Source organism: Stenotrophomonas sp. GSD10 (genome assembly GCF_056172695.1).
Genome location: NZ_JAOCMC010000002.1, coordinates 2,262,703 through 2,281,996 on the forward strand (window position 1 = coordinate 2,262,703; position 19,294 = coordinate 2,281,996).

At 68.5% G+C, this 19,294-nt stretch carries 17 protein-coding genes and 1 pseudogene; 3 read left to right on the plus strand and 15 right to left on the minus strand.

Annotation, left to right across the window (positions count from 1 at the left end; translation table 11 throughout):
* Positions 1 to 142: 142 nt before the first annotated feature.
* The 4 genes and pseudogenes from N4G47_RS10710 to N4G47_RS10725 all read right to left on the minus strand — a co-directional run.
* Positions 143 to 424: pseudogene (locus tag N4G47_RS10710) on the minus strand (response regulator); the annotation flags it as partial.
* Positions 421 to 1,476 (minus strand): sensor histidine kinase, encoded by a 1,056-nt coding sequence (locus tag N4G47_RS10715; RefSeq protein WP_475287014.1) that lies wholly within the window; start codon positions 1,474 to 1,476, stop codon positions 421 to 423. The pseudogene N4G47_RS10710 and the gene N4G47_RS10715, both read right to left, overlap by 4 nt.
* Before the next feature lie 132 nt (positions 1,477 to 1,608).
* Complete coding sequence (locus N4G47_RS10720; RefSeq protein WP_475287016.1) at positions 1,609 to 3,066, minus strand: amidohydrolase family protein; 1,458 nt, start codon at positions 3,064 to 3,066, stop codon at positions 1,609 to 1,611.
* 52 nt (positions 3,067 to 3,118) lie between these two features.
* Positions 3,119 to 3,820, minus strand: coding sequence for an ankyrin repeat domain-containing protein (locus tag N4G47_RS10725; RefSeq protein WP_475287018.1), 702 nt, complete (start codon positions 3,818 to 3,820; stop codon positions 3,119 to 3,121).
* Between the two features lie 112 nt (positions 3,821 to 3,932).
* On the opposite strand from N4G47_RS10725, the gene N4G47_RS10730 reads away from it, so the two are divergent.
* Positions 3,933 to 4,814: a LysR substrate-binding domain-containing protein gene (locus tag N4G47_RS10730; protein ID WP_475287020.1), complete on the plus strand. Its 882-nt coding sequence runs from the start codon at positions 3,933 to 3,935 to the stop codon at positions 4,812 to 4,814.
* A 35-nt stretch (positions 4,815 to 4,849) separates the two neighbouring features.
* On the opposite strand, the gene N4G47_RS10735 is transcribed toward N4G47_RS10730, so the two are convergent.
* Positions 4,850 to 6,010, minus strand: coding sequence for an amidohydrolase family protein (locus N4G47_RS10735; RefSeq protein WP_475287021.1), 1,161 nt, complete (start codon positions 6,008 to 6,010; stop codon positions 4,850 to 4,852).
* A 187-nt stretch (positions 6,011 to 6,197) separates the two neighbouring features.
* Between N4G47_RS10735 and N4G47_RS10740 the strand changes: the two genes are divergently transcribed.
* Positions 6,198 to 6,842: a hypothetical protein gene (locus tag N4G47_RS10740; protein ID WP_475287023.1), complete on the plus strand. Its 645-nt coding sequence runs from the start codon at positions 6,198 to 6,200 to the stop codon at positions 6,840 to 6,842.
* Positions 6,843 to 6,849: 7 nt separating this feature from the next.
* Here the strand turns inward: N4G47_RS10740 and N4G47_RS10745 are convergent, their stop codons facing one another.
* Together N4G47_RS10745 and N4G47_RS10750 are read right to left on the minus strand one after the other, a co-directional pair.
* The gene (locus N4G47_RS10745) at positions 6,850 to 7,488 is read right to left on the minus strand and encodes a hypothetical protein (protein WP_475287025.1); all 639 of its coding nucleotides are present in this window, start codon (positions 7,486 to 7,488) and stop codon (positions 6,850 to 6,852) included.
* A gap of 109 nt (positions 7,489 to 7,597) precedes the next feature.
* Entirely contained in the window at positions 7,598 to 10,324 is a 2,727-nt protein-coding gene (locus N4G47_RS10750; protein ID WP_475287027.1) for a TonB-dependent receptor plug domain-containing protein, read from the minus strand.
* A 216-nt stretch (positions 10,325 to 10,540) separates the two neighbouring features.
* On the opposite strand from N4G47_RS10750, the gene N4G47_RS10755 reads away from it, so the two are divergent.
* Entirely contained in the window at positions 10,541 to 11,140 is a 600-nt protein-coding gene (locus N4G47_RS10755) for a GNAT family N-acetyltransferase (protein WP_475287029.1), read from the plus strand.
* Here the strand turns inward: N4G47_RS10755 and N4G47_RS10760 are convergent.
* The 8 genes from N4G47_RS10760 to N4G47_RS10795 form a co-directional block, all read right to left on the minus strand.
* Positions 11,137 to 11,916, minus strand: a complete 780-nt coding sequence (locus tag N4G47_RS10760; RefSeq protein WP_475289927.1) for a CDP-diacylglycerol diphosphatase — start codon at positions 11,914 to 11,916, stop codon at positions 11,137 to 11,139. The two genes, N4G47_RS10755 and N4G47_RS10760, sit on opposite strands and share 4 nt — an antisense overlap.
* A gap of 56 nt (positions 11,917 to 11,972) precedes the next feature.
* Complete coding sequence (locus N4G47_RS10765; protein WP_475287031.1) at positions 11,973 to 13,265, minus strand: T6SS phospholipase effector Tle1-like catalytic domain-containing protein; 1,293 nt, start codon at positions 13,263 to 13,265, stop codon at positions 11,973 to 11,975.
* On the minus strand, positions 13,193 to 13,669 hold the full coding sequence (locus tag N4G47_RS10770) for a hypothetical protein (protein WP_475287033.1): 477 nt from the start codon (positions 13,667 to 13,669) through the stop codon (positions 13,193 to 13,195). The genes N4G47_RS10765 and N4G47_RS10770 overlap by 73 nt, the downstream gene beginning before the upstream one ends.
* On the minus strand, positions 13,656 to 14,156 hold the full coding sequence (locus N4G47_RS10775) for a DUF3304 domain-containing protein (protein ID WP_475287035.1): 501 nt from the start codon (positions 14,154 to 14,156) through the stop codon (positions 13,656 to 13,658). The genes N4G47_RS10770 and N4G47_RS10775 overlap by 14 nt, the downstream gene beginning before the upstream one ends.
* A gap of 16 nt (positions 14,157 to 14,172) precedes the next feature.
* Positions 14,173 to 15,036 (minus strand): DUF4123 domain-containing protein, encoded by an 864-nt coding sequence (locus N4G47_RS10780; protein ID WP_475289928.1) that lies wholly within the window; start codon positions 15,034 to 15,036, stop codon positions 14,173 to 14,175.
* Positions 15,037 to 15,038: 2 nt separating this feature from the next.
* Positions 15,039 to 17,813, minus strand: a complete 2,775-nt coding sequence (locus N4G47_RS10785; protein ID WP_475287037.1) for a type VI secretion system Vgr family protein — start codon at positions 17,811 to 17,813, stop codon at positions 15,039 to 15,041.
* Between the two features lie 122 nt (positions 17,814 to 17,935).
* Positions 17,936 to 18,553, minus strand: a complete 618-nt coding sequence (locus N4G47_RS10790) for a decarboxylase (RefSeq protein WP_475287038.1) — start codon at positions 18,551 to 18,553, stop codon at positions 17,936 to 17,938.
* Positions 18,554 to 18,675: 122 nt separating this feature from the next.
* A complete protein-coding gene (locus N4G47_RS10795; RefSeq protein WP_475287040.1) occupies positions 18,676 to 19,293 on the minus strand; it encodes a hypothetical protein in 618 nt (205 codons plus the stop codon).
* Between the last annotated feature and the right edge of the window lies 1 nt (position 19,294).

The following is a 19,294-nucleotide window of genomic DNA, read 5'->3' on the forward strand; positions in this document are numbered from 1 at the left end:
GTTCCCCCACGGCCGGCACGGCCAGCACCTGCGTATTGGCCTGCCCATCGTCGAGCAGCCCGGTCAGGCGACGCACCCGCGTGATCGCTTCCTGTAGTCGTGGCAGCGCGACCGGCTTGAGCAGATAGTCGGCCACCCCCAGTTCAAAGGCCTGCAGCGCATGCTGTGGCAGCGCCGTCACGAAGATGGTGTGCGCGGCCAGCGCAGGCTGCTGCGCCGGCAGTTCCCAGCCACGGCCATCGGGCAGTACCAGATCCAGCAGCAACAGATCGAAGCGTCGCCCCAGCAGCCGCTGTCGCGCCTGGTCCAGGCTGGCCGCTTCAGCATCGACCCTGACCTGCGGAATGTGCGCCAGCAACTCACGCAGGCGGTGACGTGCCAATGCCACGTCATCCACCAGCAGCACGCTCAACGGGCGCATCATGCCGCTTGTTCCGGCAGGAACAGGCAGACCCGGTAGCCGCTGCCGCTGTGGCCGGCCTGCAGATGGCCACCGATCATCGCCAACCGGCGCTGCAGCGTGGCCAGGCCACTGCCGAGGCCTTCGTTGCGCGCAGCACGCAGGCAGGGATTGAACACGGCCACCTCCAGCACGCTGCCCTGCACCCCCGCTGTCAGCTCGATCTGCAGCTGCCGGTCTCCCGCCTGCCAGCCACTGTGCAGCACTGCGTTCTCGATCAGCGGCTGCAGCAGCAGCCCCGGTACGGGCCAGTGCAGGGCCTCGGCGCTGGCCTGCAGGTGCAGATGCAACGCCTCGTCATGCAACAGCGACTGCAGGGCCACGTAATCCTGTGCAGCACCCAGCTCATCCGCCAACGGACGTTGCGCCGGGCATTGCAGTGTGTCGCGCAGCAACGAGGACAGTTGCACCAGGGCCGCGTCTGCCGCCAGTGGACGCAGCAGCGCCAGGCCACCGATGGCATTGAGTGCGTTGAACAGGAAATGGTGCTGGAGGTGCTGTCGCAGTGCGACTTCGCGGGCCAGCCGCAGGGCCTGCGATTGCGCGTTCAGCCGCTGCAACCAGGCCAGGCCGTGACCGGTACCGGCCACGGCGATGAAGGTGGGAAAGGCGAACAACGTGGTAATGCCGATCGCTCGCGCCACCTGGCGCGACGACGGCTGCGGCTGCGCCTGCCACAGCTGCAGCAGCAGATGGCCCAGCCCCCAGCCCAGCGCAGTCAATGCCGGTGTCAGCAGCAGGCCCAGCAACAACCAGCCGATCAGAGGGCGCCGCCCCGGCAAGGGCCAGCGCCGGCAGGCCGCCCACAGCGCTGGCGTCGCCAGCATCCAGGGCAGCTCGGCACCGAAGATGAACAACGCCGCTGGCACCAGGCCACCCGGTTGCTGGCTCAGGTGCACCGCCGGCACTGCGGTGGCGATCAGCAGCGCCCACAACCCCAGCATGACCACGCATGGGCGCGGCAACGACAACGGTGCTTCGGGGGCAGGCAACACACAGGCGGGGGCAACGGACATGCACGGCGTCGAACGGGAACCGGCCACCATGCTAGGCGCCCGTGCCCGATCCTTCCCGTGCCGGAAGCAAGGGCGTCAATCGATGAGGGGGCGGATCCCTTTCCGAACGAAAGGGATCCGACCCCGGGGCCATCAGTTGGCCTTGGCAGCCTCGGCATTCCACGCGGCCACCTTGGCCTTGGTCTCGGCCAGCATCTTGTCCAGCGCCGCACGGTCATACACGTTGCCGCGCAGGATCACGCTGTCGATCTTCTCGGTGGCGGCGATGTCCTGCAGCGGATTGGCGGCCAGCAGCACCAGGTCGGCCGCCTTGCCCTGCGCGATGCCGCCGTAGCGATCCATCTGGCCGAACCAGGCCGGGCCGGAACGGGTTGCCGCCGACAGTGCCTGCGGTGCGCTCAGGCCCTCCTTCACGAACAGCTGCAGTTCCTGGTGCAGGGCGATGCCCGGAAAATTGTACGAGTTGAGGAAGCCGGCATCGGTGCCGGCGATGATCGTCACACCGGCCTCCTGCAGCAGCGGCAGCACCGCCGCCACCTGGTGGTACTGCGCGTGCCGGGCTTCGATCTGTGCCGGCGTGGCCTTGGCCGCGCGGTCCACGCGCCATTGGTAGGTCGCGCGCAGGCCCGGGCCGATGTAGGCCAGGTACGGATCGTCGGCATGGTCATCCTGGTCGAGGAAGTCGAGGATGCGGCCACCGTTGAGCGTGGGCGTGACGAACACACCACGCTTGGCGAAATCACGATAGGCATGCATCGCGGTGTCGCGGTCGAAACTGGCGTCGAGCCGGCGGTTGGCTTCAGCACGGTCGATGCGGCCGGCACCGAAGTCGGCGGCGATCTGCGCCTCGTCCTTGCTGCCGGCCTTGAACGCATAATCCAGGTGTTCGATCGAGGCCAGACCGGCGTCGACGGCCTGCTCCACGGTCAGTGCCATCGGAATATGGCCGGAGGCCTTGAAGCCCGCCTTGCGCGCAGCGCTGGCCGAGTACAGGAAAAGTTCCGGCTTCAGCGTGCTGTCGGTGATCTTCACGAAATCGACCTTGTCGTGCTGCAGGCGGGTGATGGCCTGGTCGACGTCGGCCTCGCTGCCCACCTCGATGGTGCCCTTCCAGACCGGCTTGATGCCTTCGATCTTCGCGCCCGAGCTGAGCAGGCGCGGGCCGAACAGCGTGCCCCTGGCGATCTCGCCACGCCATTGCAGCACCTGCTCGGGCAGGTCGCCGGAGCAGTCACGCACCGTGGTGATGCCATGGGCGATATACAGCGGCAGCAGCGCCTTGTTCTCTTCGATCAATGCCGGGCCACCGCCGAAGTGCACGTGCATGTCCCACAGGCCGGGAATCAGGTACTTGCCCTGCGCATCGATCTGGCGTGTGGCCTTCCATTGGCTGCGCAGCTGCGCGTCCGGGCCGACCGCGATGATGTCCTCGCCACGGATCACCACGCTTTGCCCCGCCAGGCTGCGGGCGTGCTCGACATCGACCACGGTGGCATTGCGGATCAGCAGGTCGGCGCGCTCGGCCGCTGCAGCCGACAGCGGTGCAACAGCAAGAAGAATGGCGAAGGACAGCGGACGGGAACGGAACATGGACAGCATCCTGGTGGGCACGCCCAGCGTGCGGGGTGGAAGGGGTCGGACTTCAGCGTGCCGCGCCGTGCTGGCGCAGCAGGGTTTCAATCTGCGGGTAGCCACGCTGACGCGCGTGGGCCAATGGGGTCACGCCATCGCCATCGGCCAGCTCGGGGTCGGCGCCGGCATCCAGCAGCAGCTGCACGATCTGCACATGACGCGGCCCGCCATCGCCGAGCAGGATCGCTTCCAGCAGTGCGGTCCAGTGCAGGCGGTTGACATGATCTACCGCCACGCCTGCGCGCAGCAGCGTGCGCACGGTGGCGACGTGGCCGCGCTCGGCCGCCGGAATCAGCGCGGTGCCGCCGTAGCGGTTGGTGCTGCGCAGGTCGGCGCCGTGCGCCAGGGTCATCACCAGGATCTCATCGAGGCCACGCGCGCCGGCATACAGGTAGGCGCTGTCCTGCAACGCATCCTTGGCATTGACGTCGGCCCCGGCCTCGATCAGTTCGCGCGCGGCATCCACGTTGTTGCCATGGGTGGCCAGCAGCAGTGCGGTGCGCCCCTGCCCGTCGCGGGCCTCCAGATCAGCACCCTGTGCGATCGCCTCGCGCACGGCCTCGGCATCGCCACGGCTGGCCGCATCTCGCAGATGGCCATCGGCCTCGGCCCTGGAGGTGGCGGTGCAGGCGGGAGTCACCAGAGCCAGCAGGCACAACAGCAGCACACGCGGCAATGGCGCCAGCCAGGCAGGGCAACGATGAAAGCGCATGTCGGTGTCTCCTTCTGTCCGTCACCGCGCGCGGCGCGCGATGGCCAGGCATTGCCGGTCGTTGTCCCGCATGGTAGAAGTCGGCCCGGGTATCCAGAAGTGAAATGTTCAAATGCCAGACAGTGCCAAATCGAATAGAACCCTGTTCGAGCTGGACCTGCTGCGGGCGCTGGTGATGGTGGCCGACTGCGGCAGCTTCACCACAGCCGCCACGCGCCTGCATTCGACCCAGTCCACGGTCAGCCAGAAGGTGCGGCGGTTGGAGGAACTGGCCGGGCATCGCCTGCTCGAACGCGGCCACCGCGACGTGCACCCGACCGACGCCGGCCACACCCTGCTCGGCTACGCGCGACGCATGCTCGACCTGAACGAGGAAATGGCCCAGGCCCTGGCCGGCGCCACCGTGGAGACCGCCGTCCGTATCGGCGTGCCGGAGGACTTCGTCAACGCGCAGACCACGCGGATGCTGGCGGCCTTCAGCCGCCGCCACCCGCAGGTCAAGCTGGAAATCAGCAGCGGCCTCAGCCGCGACCTGGCCCACGGCTTCGACCATGGCGAACTGGACCTGGTGCTGGTCAAGCAACGCCGCAACAGCCGCCAGGCCGTGCATTGCCGGCGCGAACCGATGCACTGGATCGACAGCCTGCGCAGCAGCTGCCTGCAGCAGGACCCGCTGCCGCTGGTCACCTTCCCACCGCGCGGGCTGTACCGCGACGAGATGATCCACGCGGTGGAAGCGCTGGGCCTGCGCTGGCGCATCGCCTTCACCAGCTCCTCGCTCAGCGGCATCCAGGGCGCGGTGGCCGATGGCATCGGCATCAGCCTGTTGCCGCGCCGCGCGGTCAGCCGCGAGCACCGCATCATCGATGGAGAACGCGACCTGCCGGTGATCGACAACTACGAGATCGGCCTGCTGCATCGCGCCGACGCCGATGACGCGGTGCGTGCGCTGGCCAGCGAGCTGTGGCGCCAGGTGCAGCGCGAACCGGACTGATCGCGCTGTGCGGTGCATCCACGCATGGCGTGGTTCTACAGCCAGCGACCATCAACGACCACCCGGCGCTCCGTCGGCACTGCGGCCACGGCAGCCGGGCCATGATCGGCACGCACCGCGACGAACGTCGCCGGCAGGCCTTCGGCCACGCCATGCTGCGGCAGGCCGATCACCTGCGCGGCATGGGTGCTGACCATGTCCAGCGCCAGCATCAGGTCGGTGTCGGTGTAGAACCCGGAGCGGTAACCGAGCAGCATCGCCCGCTGCAGCAGATCGCCATTGCCATACGGCCACCAGCAGTCGCGGATGTTGTCGTTGCCGGCGAACACGCGCACGCCGGCGTCATGCAGCGCGCGCAGCGGAGGGAACGGATGGTCACCCGGTGCATTGCTCATGATCGCAACGCCGGCCATGGCCAGTGCCTCGCCCACCTGCAGCGCGCGCGCCAACGGCACCTCGCCCAGCGCGTACGCATGGCTGACCGCCACCCGCCCCTGCAGGCCTGCGGCAAGGGTACGCGCGGCGATGCGCAGCAGCTGGGCCAGTCCGGTCTCACCTGGCTCATGCAGATGGATGTCCAGCTGCACCCCATAGCGCTCGGCCAGCCCGAACAGCAGCGCCAGCTGGCCTTCGGCGTCGCCGTCCAGCGTGGTCGGGTCGATGCCACCGAGCACTTCCACGCCCGCCGCCAGGGCCTGTTCCAGTACCGCCGCCGTACCCGCACGGGACATCACCCCGGCCTGCGGGAACGCCACCAGCTGGATGCGCATGATGTCGGCGCAGCGCAGTGCCGCCTCGCGCACCGCCTGCAGATGGTCCAGGCCGGTGCTGCCATCGACATCGACGTGGCAGCGCATGGCCACCGTGCCGAAACCGCTGCACTGGCGGATCAGGGCTTCGGCGCGATCGGCCATCGGTGCGGCGGTGGCCAGTGCAGCCTTTTCCACCGCCAGCCGCTCGCGCAGCGTGTTGACCGGTTGATGCGAATGCCAACGATTACCGACAAAGCTCTTGTCCAGGTGGATATGGCCATCGACCAGGCCAGGCAGGACGCTGAAGCCGGTCAGATCGACGCATTCCGCACCATCGGAGGCCTGCGCGGTACCATTGAGATCGCGGATGCGGCCATCACGGATATGGAAATGCAGCGGTGCGCCATCGCGGTCGACGCCACCGTGGACGAACTGCAGAGTCATCGGGAACTCCCGGGAAAGCCAAGGCAATGGCCGCTATCGTGCGCGCCACGGCGGCCATCGGCCAACGAAATATATGGATGCCACGCATTCGAAGGAACAATGAATGCTTCCGCCGCCGCCGATCGCAGCTACGCCCCGGACACCGCTGAACGGGTACCATAGGCGCCTGTTTCCGCTGTGATGTCGCATGGGCCCGTCCGACCGCCACGATCGTCTCCGCCGCTGGCAGGCCGCGTCGCTGCTCGCTGCCGCCCCGATCGCCAGCCTGTCCGCCACCGATGCTGCGGCCGCGGCGCCGCTGCAGACGCCGCCGGGCCAGCAACGCATCGCGCCGGCCGCGCTGGTCGAGCGGCTGCACCAGCGCGTGCTGTCCGGGCAGAGTGCAACGGCCACCCTGGAGCACTGGTGCGCCGAGCACGGCCTGGCCGAGCAGGCACGGGTGCGCGCGGTGCGGGTGCACGGCCAGGACAAGCCGGCCCCGGCCGACGTCCTGCGGGCACTGGGCGCAACCCAGCCGGATACGCCCCTGCGCTACCGCCGCGTGCAGCTGGTCTGCGGCAGCCGCGTGCTGTCCGAGGCCGACAACTGGTACCTCCCCGGTCACCTCAGCCCGGCCATGAACCAGGTGCTGGACAGCACCGACGAACCGTTCGGCCGCGTGGTCGGCCCGCTGGGCTTCCAGCGCCAGACCCTGGCCGACCAGACCTTCTGGCCGCCGCGCGGTGAGGGCGACCACGGCGTCATCCTGGAAGTGCGCGCCCTGTTGCGCGACCGCCAGCAGCAGCCCTTCAGTTACGTCATCGAGTCGTACCTGGTGCAGGCGCTGCCATAACGCGCCGCTACTGGCCCGTGATTGCGTTGGCGGCCGGGTCCACCGAAAACACGAAACGCCCGCCGTGCTGGTCCCTGCCCCACGTCATCGGTGCGGTGGTCAGGCTGTAGACCGGGCTCGCCTTGTCCACGCCGAACGCCTCGGACCAGGCGCTGAAATCCTCCTCGGTACGGCTGCGGATCTCGCCGACGCACAGGCTGTAGCCGCAGGCAAAGGACACCAGCGTGCCATCCCTGCCGATGAGCCGGGTCGCAGCGTCCTTGTAGAGACCCGTCAGGTCCTGCACCTCCGGGCGGCTGGACGCATCGCGCTCGAACTGGCCGATCGCCTGCGCGAATGCCTTGTCGGACCCCAACACCGCCTCGCTCTTCTGCGCAGACACCCCGCCGTCAGCCATCAGCAGACGCTCACCCTCGAGGAAGTGACCCTCCGCGTTCGCGGGCCCGTGGGCAGCCGTTGCGCCCGCCGTTGCCGTTGCCGTCGCTGTTGCCGCACGCGGTGATCCAGCATCGCTGGCTGCGACCGACTGGGATCGCACCGCCGCCGCACCGGGCACTTCCGCCGCCTCGTCCACGCTGCCCGCCTGGCTGCCGCTGCAGCCGGCCAGGACCACCACTGCCATCACACTCCACACCCTGACATCCATGCGCCTGCTCCTCCGTGTAGCGCAACAGCATGCCACGCTCGTTTCCGCCAGGCCGGTGCAACGCACAAAGAAAAGCCCGGCAATGCCGGGCCTTTCGCTTGCCACCGGATCAGCGGAACCGGTAGTCCAGCTGCACCCAGTACTGGCGGCCGTACGGGTCGTAATTGCCGACCGGATAGAACGGCCAACCACCGCCATTCCTGTCCGCCGGCGGGCGGCTATCGCGCAGGTTGTTGACGATCACGCCCAGCGACAGGTTCTCGCCAAACTGGCGGAACACGCTGGCGTTGTAGGTCATGTACGGCGCGATGCGGCCACTGCCATCACTCTTGGGCAACGAGCCGAAGCGGTTGCCGTACAGGGTGGTGGCCCAGTCACCCTGGCTCCAGGTGATGCTGCCATTGGCCTTGCTGCGCCACTGCCAGTTGTCGAGCGAGTTGCGGATGTCACGCTCGGGGTCATCGGCGAACTGCCTGTAGGTGTGGTCCAGCACCACGGTATAGGCCAGGCGCGTGGTGAAGCGCCCATAGCGACCGGCGTCGAAACGCCAGTTGCCCTTCAGGTCCAGGCCGCGCACCGTTTCGGACGCCGCGTTGATCGGGTTGATCAGCACGCGGGTCACCTGGTCCGGCTGCACCGTCGCGTTGGACGGATTGCGGATCACCCGTGACAGCGCGTCCTGGCACAGCGGCGAGCCGAGGTCACGCGTCTCGCCGCCCAGCGTGCGGCCGAGGCGGCAGTCGGCCTCGTCACGCAGGATGCGGCTGGTATCGAGGCTGGTGACCTCGTTGTCGATGCGGATGTCATAGTAGTCAGCACTGAAATCCAGCCCGGCCAACGGCGACCAGACTACACCGAACCCATAGGACTTGGCGGTCTCCGGCTGCAACTGCGGATTGGCGCGGTTGCTGTAATCGATCGACAGGCCGTTGTAGTCGCAGTTGTCATACGACTGGCCGGCGGTACGGCAGCGCCAGTAGTCGGTCATGCCCGGGTTGTAGCCGCGGGTCTCGGTGGCGAACACGTAGTTCATGTCCGGCGCACGGAAACTGGTGGCGGCCGAACCGCGGATCAGCAGGCTCTCCACCGGGCGGAACTCGACGCCGACGCTCCAGGTCGCCTTGCCGATGTGCTCGCCGCCTGCCCGGTACTGGTCATAGCGACCGGCCAGGGTGGTGGTCAGCGACTGCAGCAACGGCAGTTGCAGTTCAACGCCCGCCGCGTAGCGATCGCGCTCACCGCCGGCACCGATGCCGGCACTGGTGTTCCAGAACTCCCCGGTGCCCAGGCGCGGGTCCGGGCGGTTGCGGTAGCCCTGGCTGCCGGCCTCGACCACCGCCGCCAGCGCGGCGTCACCGCCGGGCAGCGCGAACAGGCGGCCGTTGATGCTGGCACTGAAGGTCTGCAGCCACGCCGCATTGCGGCTCTCCTGATAACCGGACAAGCCCTGGTATTCGTCCGGGGTCAAGGGTTGGAACAGGCGCGCCGGATCCGGCGCATAGACCTCCACGCCGTTGCGCACGCCCAGCCTGGGGCCGAGCAGGTACTCGTTGATGCCGGCCAGCAGCACCGGGCGACGGGTACGGTTCTCGTAGCGCGAGCGGCTGTAGACCGCCTCGTAATCCCAGCCACTGTCGCCGAACTGGCCGCGTGCGCCGACGTTGAACGACCACGAATTTTCCAGGAAGCGATTGGCATTGCGCGGCAGGCCGCCAATCTCTTCCGGTGCGAAGCGGCGGTACCAGCTTTCCAGGTTGCCGGTGGTCTGGTTGTAGAAGTAACTGCGTGCCGAGGTCCAGGTGGGCGCGCGCGTATTGTTGTAGATCTGCGCACTGCCCACGGCCAGATCGGCGAACAGATCGGTGCGCTCATCCAGGTGGAAGGTCAGCAGGCCGTAGCCATTGAGATTGCGCTTCTGGGTCTGCACGGTCCAATAGCTGGCGGCCGCTTCATTGCTGCCGCAGTACGCGCCCTGGCGTGGGTTGTTGGCGCGGAACACGCTGCCGCCATAGATGGCCGAGGCGGCGTCGCACCCATTCACGCCCGGATCGATGTTGCGCCCGGTGGCGGCATTGCGGCGATAGGCGATCGCAGTGGCCTGCGGCGCTTTGCCGCTGGGGTCATCGTCGAGCGAGTCCATGAAGTCGCGCTGATGCGCATGGATCGCCTTGCGCACATCGAACTCGAAGCCGAACACGCCTTCCCAGCGCTCGCCGGAACCGCCGCCAACCACCTGCACACGCTGGTTGTCGCCGCCGCCGCGCTGGGTACCGCCGGCACGCACGTTGACTTCCACACCGTCGAAGCGGTCCTTGAGGATGATGTTGACCACGCCGGCGATGGCGTCAGAGCCGTACACCGCCGACGCACCGGCGGCCAGCACCTCGATGCGCTCGATCAGCGCGCTGGGAATGTTGGCCAGGTTGACCACGTTCACCGAGCCTTCGTAGGCCAGCGGGTAGTCGGACTGGCGACGACCGTTGACCAGCACCAGTGTGCGGTTGGGCCCCAGGCCGCGAAGGTTGATGGTATTGGCCGCCGGCGTGAAGGTATTGCCGAAGTCCTCGCCCTGCACGTTGCCGGTGTTCTCGGTCAACGCACTGAGCGCGTCGAAGGCATTGCGGTAGCCCTGCGCGTCAATCTGCTCGCGGCTGATCACCGTTACCGGCGACGGCCCTTCGACGCTGGCACGCGGAATGCGCGAGCCGGTGACCTTTACTTCCTGCAATGAGGTGGGTGCGCTTTCCTGCGCGAGGGCCGGCAGCGAGACCAGCATCAGGGACGACAGCGCGAGCACCAGCGGACGCGGGCGCAGCGCCTTGGGAGAGGCGGACATGGGCTTCCTGGGGACGATGGGGTGGTACGGGAGGACAGCCGCCGGTGCGGCGCATAACGATCCCGTAACGAAAGTGTCCTGAATGGGCAGTTTCAGTGGAAATGATCAGCCCTGATGGGCTTATGCCTGAACCGAATCAGACCTGGCGCCCCTGCCAAGCGGCTTTTGCAACGAATTGAATGGTGCCGTGGCAGGCGTCCTCGCATCGTGCGGAGCATGAACAACAGTGCCCAACCTTCCTGCCTCCCGCCCCTGCACCCGGTCCGGCGCCGCCACCTGCTGCACCTGCAGGCCGCACCGGTGACCCTGCGTTCCTTCCTGCGCACCGACCTGCCCCGTTGGCGCATCTTCGATGACAGCCGGCGGCGTGGCCACGCGCATGTGCCTGGCATCGATGAAGAAGCCCGCTTCCTCGCGGGCATGCACCGCTCAAGCCTGGAGTACGACCACGATCAGCTGCAGCTGGGTGTGTTCGACGACGTGCACGGCACCCTGCTGGACCAGGTGCACGTGCGCCTGCAGTCCGCGTATGCGCGTTGCGCGGAAATCCAGTCACTGCAGCATCGGCACGCCCATCCGCAGGCGGCACTGCAGGCGCTGTGCACGTTCCTGTTCGAGAACGTCGGCCTGCATCGCATCTACGTGCTGCTGCCGCCGTCATGCACCTCGCCGTTCGCCGACGCCCTGCGTGCCACCGGGTTCGAATGCGAAGGCGTGCTGCGCGACCAGCACCTGGACGCCGCGGGCTGGCAGGATCGCCAGCTGCTGGCATTGACCGCGCCCGGGTGGCGCAATCGCCAGCAGGCACTACGTTAGCGCACCCGCTCCAGCGCCTGCCCTGCGCCGGTCACGGCGGCGCAGGCGTGATCCTGCAGTTCCTCGCCACTGGCGTCATTACCGCTGGCGGCGTCCACCCGCGTGGCCAGCAGGATGAAGCCCGGCCCGCCCTGTACGTCATCACGTCCAGCCACGACCAGACTCCATTGGCCAACATCGGTCACGCCACTGAGATCGTAGGCCAGCAGATTCAGCGGGTTGGCGGTCAGCGCGTCACCCGGCAGCAGCCGGACCTGGTAGCGGTGGCCGCGCAACGGCGTGGCCAAGGGCGCCCAGCTCTGGCCCAGGGTGCCGGCCTGCGCATCCAGGGCCTGCAGCACGTCGGCGCGCAGGCAGTCGACATGGATGTGCAGCTGGTGCTGCGAACGGCCATGTGGCGAGTTCAGCGCCAGGCTGGCCACCGCACGCGGCAGCGGCTGGCCCAGCGCCTGTTCGGTATGGCGGCGCGCCTGCCAGGCCGCAGCGAAGTAGTTCGGCGCGCCACGCTGGTACAGGCTGCGGTTCTCGATACCGCTGACCTTGTCCAGCGGCATCAGCAGGAACTGGTAGTCGCCGTGCGCATCCTTGACCAGCACGTCACGACGGTCGGCCGCGCTTTCCACCCGCAGGCAGTCACCGCGTGGGCCCCCGGCGCCCCGGCAATCCCGTTCGATCAGCCGCCACAGCGCATCGGAATGGGCCGGCGGCGGCGGCGCACTGGCGCAGCCCGCCAGCACTGCAAGGGACAAGGACAACAGCAACGGCAGACGGGGCACGGCACTCACATCGATGGCTCGGCACACGGCCGCGGCGCGTAGTGTAGCCCGCCCTCTCAGCCCGGCACCGCCTCGGCGGCTTCGGCCTTCTCCTCCACCTTGCCCGGCGTGTACTTGGTGGCACCGAAGTACAGCACCCGCCACTGGCTCAGGTTGCCGATGAACCAGTGCGCCACCGAATCGTGGCCGTAGCCGTCGAAGAAGGCCTCCACCTCCGGCGGCAACAGCGTGGTGTTGTCCCACGACTCCAGGGTCACCCGCTCGGCCATCGTCAGCGTTGCGCCACGCTCGCGGCGGCGGCGCAGGCTGACGATCTTGCCCAGCATCGTGTCGTTTTCCTTCTCCAGGCCTCGGCGCTGCTTGGTCACAGCGGAAAGCTCATCGTCGCGGGCCTTCAGTTCGTCGGACACCCGGTTCCATTCGGCCGTCTTGTCCGCGTTGCCCTGGTCGGCCAGATGAAGGTTGTCGTTGCCCCACGGCGACGGCAGCTGCGACTGGCGCCGGCGCAGGGTCCGCACCTGCTCACGCAGCGCCTCCTCCCGCGCCGCCAGCCGCTGCATCGACGGCAGTTTGTCACCGCGCGCCACGCGTACCCGCAGCCAGCGGTACAGCAGCTCCATGTGCGAGGCCTGCACGTCCTCCATGCGCCCGCGCTTGACCCGCACCGCCTGCAGATAGGCGTTGAACACCGCCTGCAGCTCCGGATCCTGCTTGTCGAACTCGGCCTTCAGGAACGGCTCCAGTTCACTCACCGGATGGAGCAGCACGCCACCGGCCTGCGCCATGTCGTACATCTCGTTGAGGGCAAAGCGCGCGATGCTGTTCTGGCGCCCCTGGTGTTGCGGGTCATAGCCGCCGCCCACATCCGAGTGCACGCCGGGGAACCAGATTTCCACCGTGTTGGCCGGGTAAAGCGCGTGCTCCCGTGTTGAATCCAGCGGAAACTGGCCACGCAGCTCATGGGCAGCGGTCATGTGCACCGACTGCTCCACGATTTCCGGAACCGCCATGCCTTCGGCCCAGCCGGTATGTCCATTGCGGTAGTTCACCGCGGCGGCCGCCAGGCTGGGCCACACCGAGCACACCGTATCGAACACGCCCATGAAGCCGATCCGCAGCGGAATGCGCTCGCGGTACAGCCAGGTACCATCGGCCTGGCGCCGGCAGCGCGCGGCCAGGTCGCGGGCGAACGCGCGTGCCGATGCCGCTCCGCGCGAAAAACCCAGTACCGACACGCTGACCACCAGGATACGCATCGGCTCGGGCTGGCTGTCGATCAGTTCATCCAGTGCCTGCAGCGCGAAGTCGATGCGCTCGCGCCCACCCTTGCCGATCGACAGCCCGAGCAATCCGCCGCTGTCACCGACTTCCGGGCAGGGCGTACCGACGCCGGCCAGATACTGGCGCTTGATGTTCCGCGTATCGTCCTTGTGCGAAATGAACAGCCGGGCGATGTTCGACAGAGCACGCTCGTCCTCCCCTTGGCCAGCTCTTCATCGCGATTGTTGCCGGTACCGTCGAAGAACACGCTCAGGTGCAGGCTCTGGGTACAGCCGGTGGTGGCTGCTTCCTTGTCGGGCACCGTGCCGCACATCGCTTCCTGGCGACGGCGACGCTCGGCATCGCTCAACGGACGCGAGCCACGGGCCAGCCGCGCGGTGCGCGCCGTGCCCTCGGCCTGCGCGATCGGATCAGGGGTACCGGGTTCGAGATCCACCTGGCCCGGAATCGCGGTCGGATCAGTACTGGTCATGGTCCTTGTGCTCCTTCGGCACGGGCATGCGTCGCACGTCCCATTTGTTCACGCCCTTGTCCAGCAGCTCGGCCTCGACATGGCCGTCGGCATAGAAATGCAGCAGCAGCGTGGCCGGGTTGGGCGGATACGGCGTCTTCAGCGGCACCACCGCTTCGCGCGGCACGCGGTGCCCTTCGCTCAGGTAGCGGTTGGTGGCCAGATCGTAGCGGTTGGCCTCGATCCAGCGCACCCGCACGCTGTCCGGCCCCTTGCCGCGCGGCGCGCGCGGCCCCATCCCGGAGCCACCGTTGGTGTAACCGCTCACCCCTCCCAGAAACTGCCCATCGACCCGCACATCGGCCAGGTAGTACGGGCTGTAGTTGAACGCGAACAACGACATGATCGGCGTCTTGCCGCGCGCCATCGCCCGACTGCAGCCGACGCCCACCACCAGCAGCGCGATCACTGCCAGTGCGCTCCACCACAGGTACTTGTTGCTCATCATCGCGATCTCGCTCCGTTCAATCCCAGCTTTCTTCCAAGGGCCAGACTTCGTCACCGATGTCGGCCGCACTGCGCCGCCCACTGGCGAAGTCCTGCAGGCGCTGCCGCCAGGCCGGGTCCTCGCCAAGATCGACACCGGCCAGCAGCGTCCAGGTCGCTACCATCACCACGCGGCGGCTGTCTTCGATGCCGGCCGCGGCGGCCGTCGCCACCGCACGCCGCAACACGGTGTACCAGCGCTCGCGTGGCAGCCGTGCCAACAGCTCCGGGTCGGTCAGCTGGAAGTGGTCGATCAACGTGTAGGGATAGCTGGCGTCGACCAGCGCGCGGCGCTGCGCGGCCTCCAGCACCCAGGGCGCATCATGCGGATCCTGCACGATGTCCTGCAGTTCCAGCTGGGCCCAGCGCAGATCGTGGCGCAGGTACCACCAACGCTCTCCCAGCGACAGGAAATCGCGGCACTGGGTCTCGTCCAGTACCTGCACCCACCATGGCAACACGCGTGCATCGAAGAAGCGCGCCAGGAACTCCTTGCCATTGGGGAAGCGGGCGTCCAACCGCCGCTGCAGGCGCTGCAGCAGCGCTTCGGCGCCCAGCGTCGTCTCGATCACGCTGAGCAGCCCCGGCGAACGTGCCTGCGCGGCGGCGCGTTGCAGGAAGCGGTCGATGTCAATGCCTGCCGGCAGCCGCGCCAGGAACACGCTGGCATCATCGGTGCCGTCGGCCAGCAGGCCGTCAAACAACCGTAGCGGCGCCCACGGCAGCGCACGCAGCAGCTGCAACGGCTGATCGCACTGCGCGCCATCGAGCAGCACGAAACGCTGCGCGTCCGCGTCCAGTGGCGGCAGCGCAAGTGGAGGAAACTGCCAGTCCTGGCGCACGCTCAACCTCCCTTCGGGGTCAGCGGTGAGGCCCGCTGCGCCGCCAGCAGCAGGCACTCCTTGCATACCGACTGCGGGAACATCGGCAGCGGGTAGCGACCGCCGCCGCCGGGCAGGAACGACTTGCGCCCGGCGTGCACGGTGATGCGCCCCGGCGCATTGAAGACGATGTTGCCTGCACTGAGGGTGACGCTGGCGCCGCCCGCGGTGGAGATCTGCAGCGTACGCCCGGCGCCAAGTTCCACAGCCGCCTGTGCACTGGCGGCATGCAGCGACTGCCGGGCCTGCACCGTCACCCGGTCCTGCTGCGCCAGGATGTCCAGCTGCTGCGTGGCGCTGGCAAGGGTCAACGTCGGCGTCCGGGTATCGGCACCGGTCATGGCGGCCGCCAGCACACCGATCGCCTGCCGCCCGTGCCAGCGCGCCTGTCCCATCACCGTCGCATCGCTGTGCTGGCCGCTGCCCAGCACCAGTGTTTCACCCTGGGCCCAATGCAGCCCTTGGCCCGCCACCATCACCACGCCCTCCGGCGCGGCCAGGCCCATCAGCGGGTCGCCGGTATGCGGCACGCGACCGTCGCCTGCATCGCCGCTGCGCTGCGCGGCGGCGCCAGTGGCCTCCTGCAGATCCGCCCCCGGCACCGTGCTGCGCACACTGGCCAGCAGCACCGGCACCGGCGCACGCGTACTGTCGAGCCTGGAGCGCTGCGGCGACTGCGCGCCCAGATGCGAGGCCGGTTGTACGGTCAGGTGGGTGCGCGCCGCGTCGGCCTGCTGTTGCACCAGCGTCGCCACCTGCTGAAGCAGTGCCGCCGGCTGTGCCGCGGCCCCTGCCGGCTGCGGGTCAGGATGCGCGTAGGCATCCAGCCACAACCCGCGCTGCCCGCGCACGCTGCCCCATGCATCGCTGCGCAGTTCAAAGCCGCTGCCACGCAGGCTGCCGCGATGATTGTCGGCCTGATGCCGCAGGTGGCCCAGGCTCAGTGCCGAGTGCTGCTGGCTGCTGGCCAGCTGGGTGCGCAGCTGCTGGTCGCTGTCGTCGAACAGCAGCCGGTTCCAGCCCTGCCCCTGCCACTCGCGCGACTGCACGCCCCACAGCGCACCAGGATGCCGGTGCGCCTGCTCGCCGTCAGCGGCCGCATGCCAGGCCGGTGCCTGGCCACCACCGAGGTTGGCCTGCGCACTGCCCGCACCATCGCGTGCCTGGGCAAACGGCGTGGTATCGGCTTCGGCGCTGGCGCCTGCCGGCGTCGGCGCCACCCCGGCCTCGCCACGCCCGTTGTAGAGCGCACCCAGTACCAGTGGCCGATCGATGTCTCCTTCGAGGAAGCCGACCAGCACTTCCTGGCCGATCCGCGGCAGGAACTGGCTGCCGACCCCGGGCCCGGCATAGCGCTGCGCCACCCGCAACCAGGCGCTGTCGGCGCCCTCTGCGCCGTCCTGGAAATGAAACCGCACACGTACCCGTCCCAGCGCGTCGGCATGCACTTCGTCGCTGGCACTGCCCTGCCCGGCCACCACCATCGCCGTCTGGTAGCCGGGAGCCAAGGGGCGTGGATTGCGCCGCGCACCGGTGCCATCGCGCAGCATCGGTCGCCAGTGGCGGTCACGCGCAAGCGCGGTGAATGCCTGGCTGTAACCATGGGCACGCGCCTGGGCTGCGAGCGTGTCGCGCTCTGTGCTGACGGCTTCGGGTGCCGTCAATGCCTGGCGCAGATCAACCGGCAGATTGTTGACACCGGCATGCTCCACGCTCACCAGCATCAGCTCCGCCGGCAGCTCGCCCGGCAGGCCGGTCAGCACCCACACCTGCCCGGCATCGGCGCTGCGCACGCTGCCCCGGCCCTGCCACTGCAACGCCTGCGCCTCCATCGCCTCGGCGACCAGGTGGGCGTGATGCTGCAACGCGTCGGCATCGGCGAAGGCATACGCGCCGATGGCATCGTAGTCCTCGCGCGGCGCCCCGCTGTCGCCCTGCAGCGGCAGCTGCCCTGCCAGCGAGCGGACGCTGCGGTAATCGCTGCTGTGCAGCTGCACCCGCGTACTGTGCAGTCGTCGGTGTTGCCCAAGCCGCTGCACGCCATCGCTGCGCTCGCTGGCATCGGCGCGGTGGAAGCGGATCCCGCCGCCACTGCGTGACTCCCGCGATTCAGGCAGCACCGTCGAATCGGCGAACAGCAGCATGCCATGCCCCGCAGCGGCATCCTGCGCTTCCTGCACGCACCAGCCCAGCCCTTCCTCGGCCAACAGGCGCTGCACGAAGGCCAGGTCCGATTCGCGGTACTGCACGCAGAAGCTGCGAGGCCGCGACGCCGCCAGGAACGCATCGACCTCCTCTGTCCAGCGCCAGTGCGCCAACGGCGCATGCCCCTGCAGCACGGCATCGACGATTTCGCGCACGCTCTGCTCCTGGAACACACGGCTGCGCCGCGCCTGGTCCATCCACCAGGTCCAGTCGCGCAGGGTGATCCGGTAGCGTGCCAGGCCTCCATCACTGCCCGTGCAGCGCGCATCGGCAATGACGCCGTGGCGCGGCCACGGCTGGCCGTCGGCCAACCGCACATGCAGGCACGCGGGCTGCCCCAGCCAGTCGGCCAGCGGCAGCGAAGCGTCCAGTGCCAGTACATCAATCGTCAGATGCCGCCCCTGCGAGAGGGCGTCATGGCCATGCCAGTGATCGACAACGACCGTTGGCAGGCCGGGTAGCTCCAACCGATACAGGCGGCTGTCGGCATCAAGGCCGGCTGCCTGCACCATGAGGTTGCGAATCGCTTCCATGGCGTCCCCACCGTTGCTGCCCGCGCGGCGGCGACGGGCAGGTCCTTCCCCTGTAGGGCGACGGTAGCAGATGAACTACGGCGCTGCACGCGCACGCCGTCACACCCGAATGACGCGCTGGATCAATAGGTTCCGTAGGAGACTTCGACCACCACCGGCTTGCCGGCGCCCTGCGCCGGCTGCAGGGTGAAGCGGTCCAGCGCGCTGCTGTCATCGCCCAGCGGCGTGCTGCGGAACTGCAGGCGATAGGTTGCACCCGCCTTCACGCTGCCATCGGACAGCAGGCGCGCGTCGGCGGGCAGCAGCAGCCCGCCCAGGTCGCTGTAGGCCTCGGGCGCATCGCTGAAACCGTAGTCGACCAGCTCGCCGATACGGCGCATTTCATAGACCCGCGTCGGCCAGGGCCGCGCCGCACTGCGGCCATTGCGCAGGTCGGTCACCCACTGCTCGGGCAGCTGATAGACCTTGCGCAGCGCGGTGTCGTCCAGTTCGGCGCTGGCCACCTGCAGGCAGCACACCAGCCGCTTGCTCTCGCGGTCGTAGATCGAGAAGCGCGCATCGCTGGCCACGGCGGCCGGCAGCACGGCGAACGGGATGTCACGCAACGCCGGCTCGGCGCCGTCGCGGGAGTCCAGGTTGCGCCAGCCGCCGAAGACCGGCTCGCCCGCCTGTGCCAGCGGCGCCGCCAGGCACAGCGCCAGCACAAGCCCGCCGGCCGAGCGTCCGATCCAGTTCTGCATGTCGTTCATCCGTCGATGGCACCTGGCCAATCAGTTTCGTGAGGATGCCATGAAGATGGCGCCGTTGCCATGCCATCCCGCGGGCGGTAGCCAGGCCAGCGCAAGGCCGCACCGACCTCGGCCTACGCCCAGTCCGGCGTGCACAGCAACTGCGATTTCTGTGGATTGTCACCCTGCGGACCCAGCTGCGGCCGCTCACCGCGCGCGCTCCGCGCATCGCGCGGGAACCCGGTGCCCAGCGCCTTCCGTGCACGCCTGCGCGCCTGCTCCACGGGCAGATCGATCAGCAGACCGATGGGTGTGGGCGCGGTGCCGAGGTGGGTCACCACCCTGTAGACCGGCAGACCGTGAAAATCGGCATTGACGCAGAAGTAGGCGATCCCGAAGGCCTCATCGCGCTCACAGGGCTGCGGCGCGTGGCGGGCCAGATAGGGATTGGCCGGCCGCCCGGACTCTGCACTCAGATACCAGCCCTTGGGCTGGCAGGTGAGCAATCCGTCAAAGAGCGTTTCGGTGCGGTCCGGATCGCCCGGCAACGGCGGCGCTGCCTGCGCGGCATGCGCGTCGGCGGCCATCTGCGCCTCGATGGCGGCCTGCGCGGAGCGTGCTGCCTCGGCCTGTTCGACCGTCTGCGCCGGTGCCTGCCTGCACGCCGCCAATGGCAGCAGCAGGCAGGCCAGCAGCAGCGGGCACACGGCGCGTCTCCCCGGGGTGACGCGCGTGCTCGCGCGACTGCGCATG

Bases quoted from the DNA above. Each gene is read 5' to 3' on its own strand.
- N4G47_RS10715 (WP_475287014.1), bottom strand. From the start codon at position 1,476: ATGTCCGTTGCCCCCGCCTGTGTGTTGCCTGCCCCCGAAGCACCGTTG.
- N4G47_RS10720 (WP_475287016.1), bottom strand. From the start codon at position 3,066: ATGTTCCGTTCCCGTCCGCTGTCCTTCGCCATTCTTCTTGCTGTTGCA.
- N4G47_RS10725 (WP_475287018.1), bottom strand. From the start codon at position 3,820: ATGCGCTTTCATCGTTGCCCTGCCTGGCTGGCGCCATTGCCGCGTGTG.
- N4G47_RS10730 (WP_475287020.1), top strand. From the start codon at position 3,933: ATGCCAGACAGTGCCAAATCGAATAGAACCCTGTTCGAGCTGGACCTG.
- N4G47_RS10735 (WP_475287021.1), bottom strand. From the start codon at position 6,010: ATGACTCTGCAGTTCGTCCACGGTGGCGTCGACCGCGATGGCGCACCG.
- N4G47_RS10740 (WP_475287023.1), top strand. From the start codon at position 6,198: ATGGGCCCGTCCGACCGCCACGATCGTCTCCGCCGCTGGCAGGCCGCG.
- N4G47_RS10745 (WP_475287025.1), bottom strand. From the start codon at position 7,488: ATGGATGTCAGGGTGTGGAGTGTGATGGCAGTGGTGGTCCTGGCCGGC.
- N4G47_RS10750 (WP_475287027.1), bottom strand. From the start codon at position 10,324: ATGTCCGCCTCTCCCAAGGCGCTGCGCCCGCGTCCGCTGGTGCTCGCG.
- N4G47_RS10755 (WP_475287029.1), top strand. From the start codon at position 10,541: ATGAACAACAGTGCCCAACCTTCCTGCCTCCCGCCCCTGCACCCGGTC.
- N4G47_RS10770 (WP_475287033.1), bottom strand. From the start codon at position 13,669: ATGACCAGTACTGATCCGACCGCGATTCCGGGCCAGGTGGATCTCGAA.
- N4G47_RS10775 (WP_475287035.1), bottom strand. From the start codon at position 14,156: ATGATGAGCAACAAGTACCTGTGGTGGAGCGCACTGGCAGTGATCGCG.
- N4G47_RS10785 (WP_475287037.1), bottom strand. From the start codon at position 17,813: ATGGAAGCGATTCGCAACCTCATGGTGCAGGCAGCCGGCCTTGATGCC.
- N4G47_RS10790 (WP_475287038.1), bottom strand. From the start codon at position 18,553: ATGCAGAACTGGATCGGACGCTCGGCCGGCGGGCTTGTGCTGGCGCTG.
- N4G47_RS10795 (WP_475287040.1), bottom strand. From the start codon at position 19,293: ATGCGCAGTCGCGCGAGCACGCGCGTCACCCCGGGGAGACGCGCCGTG.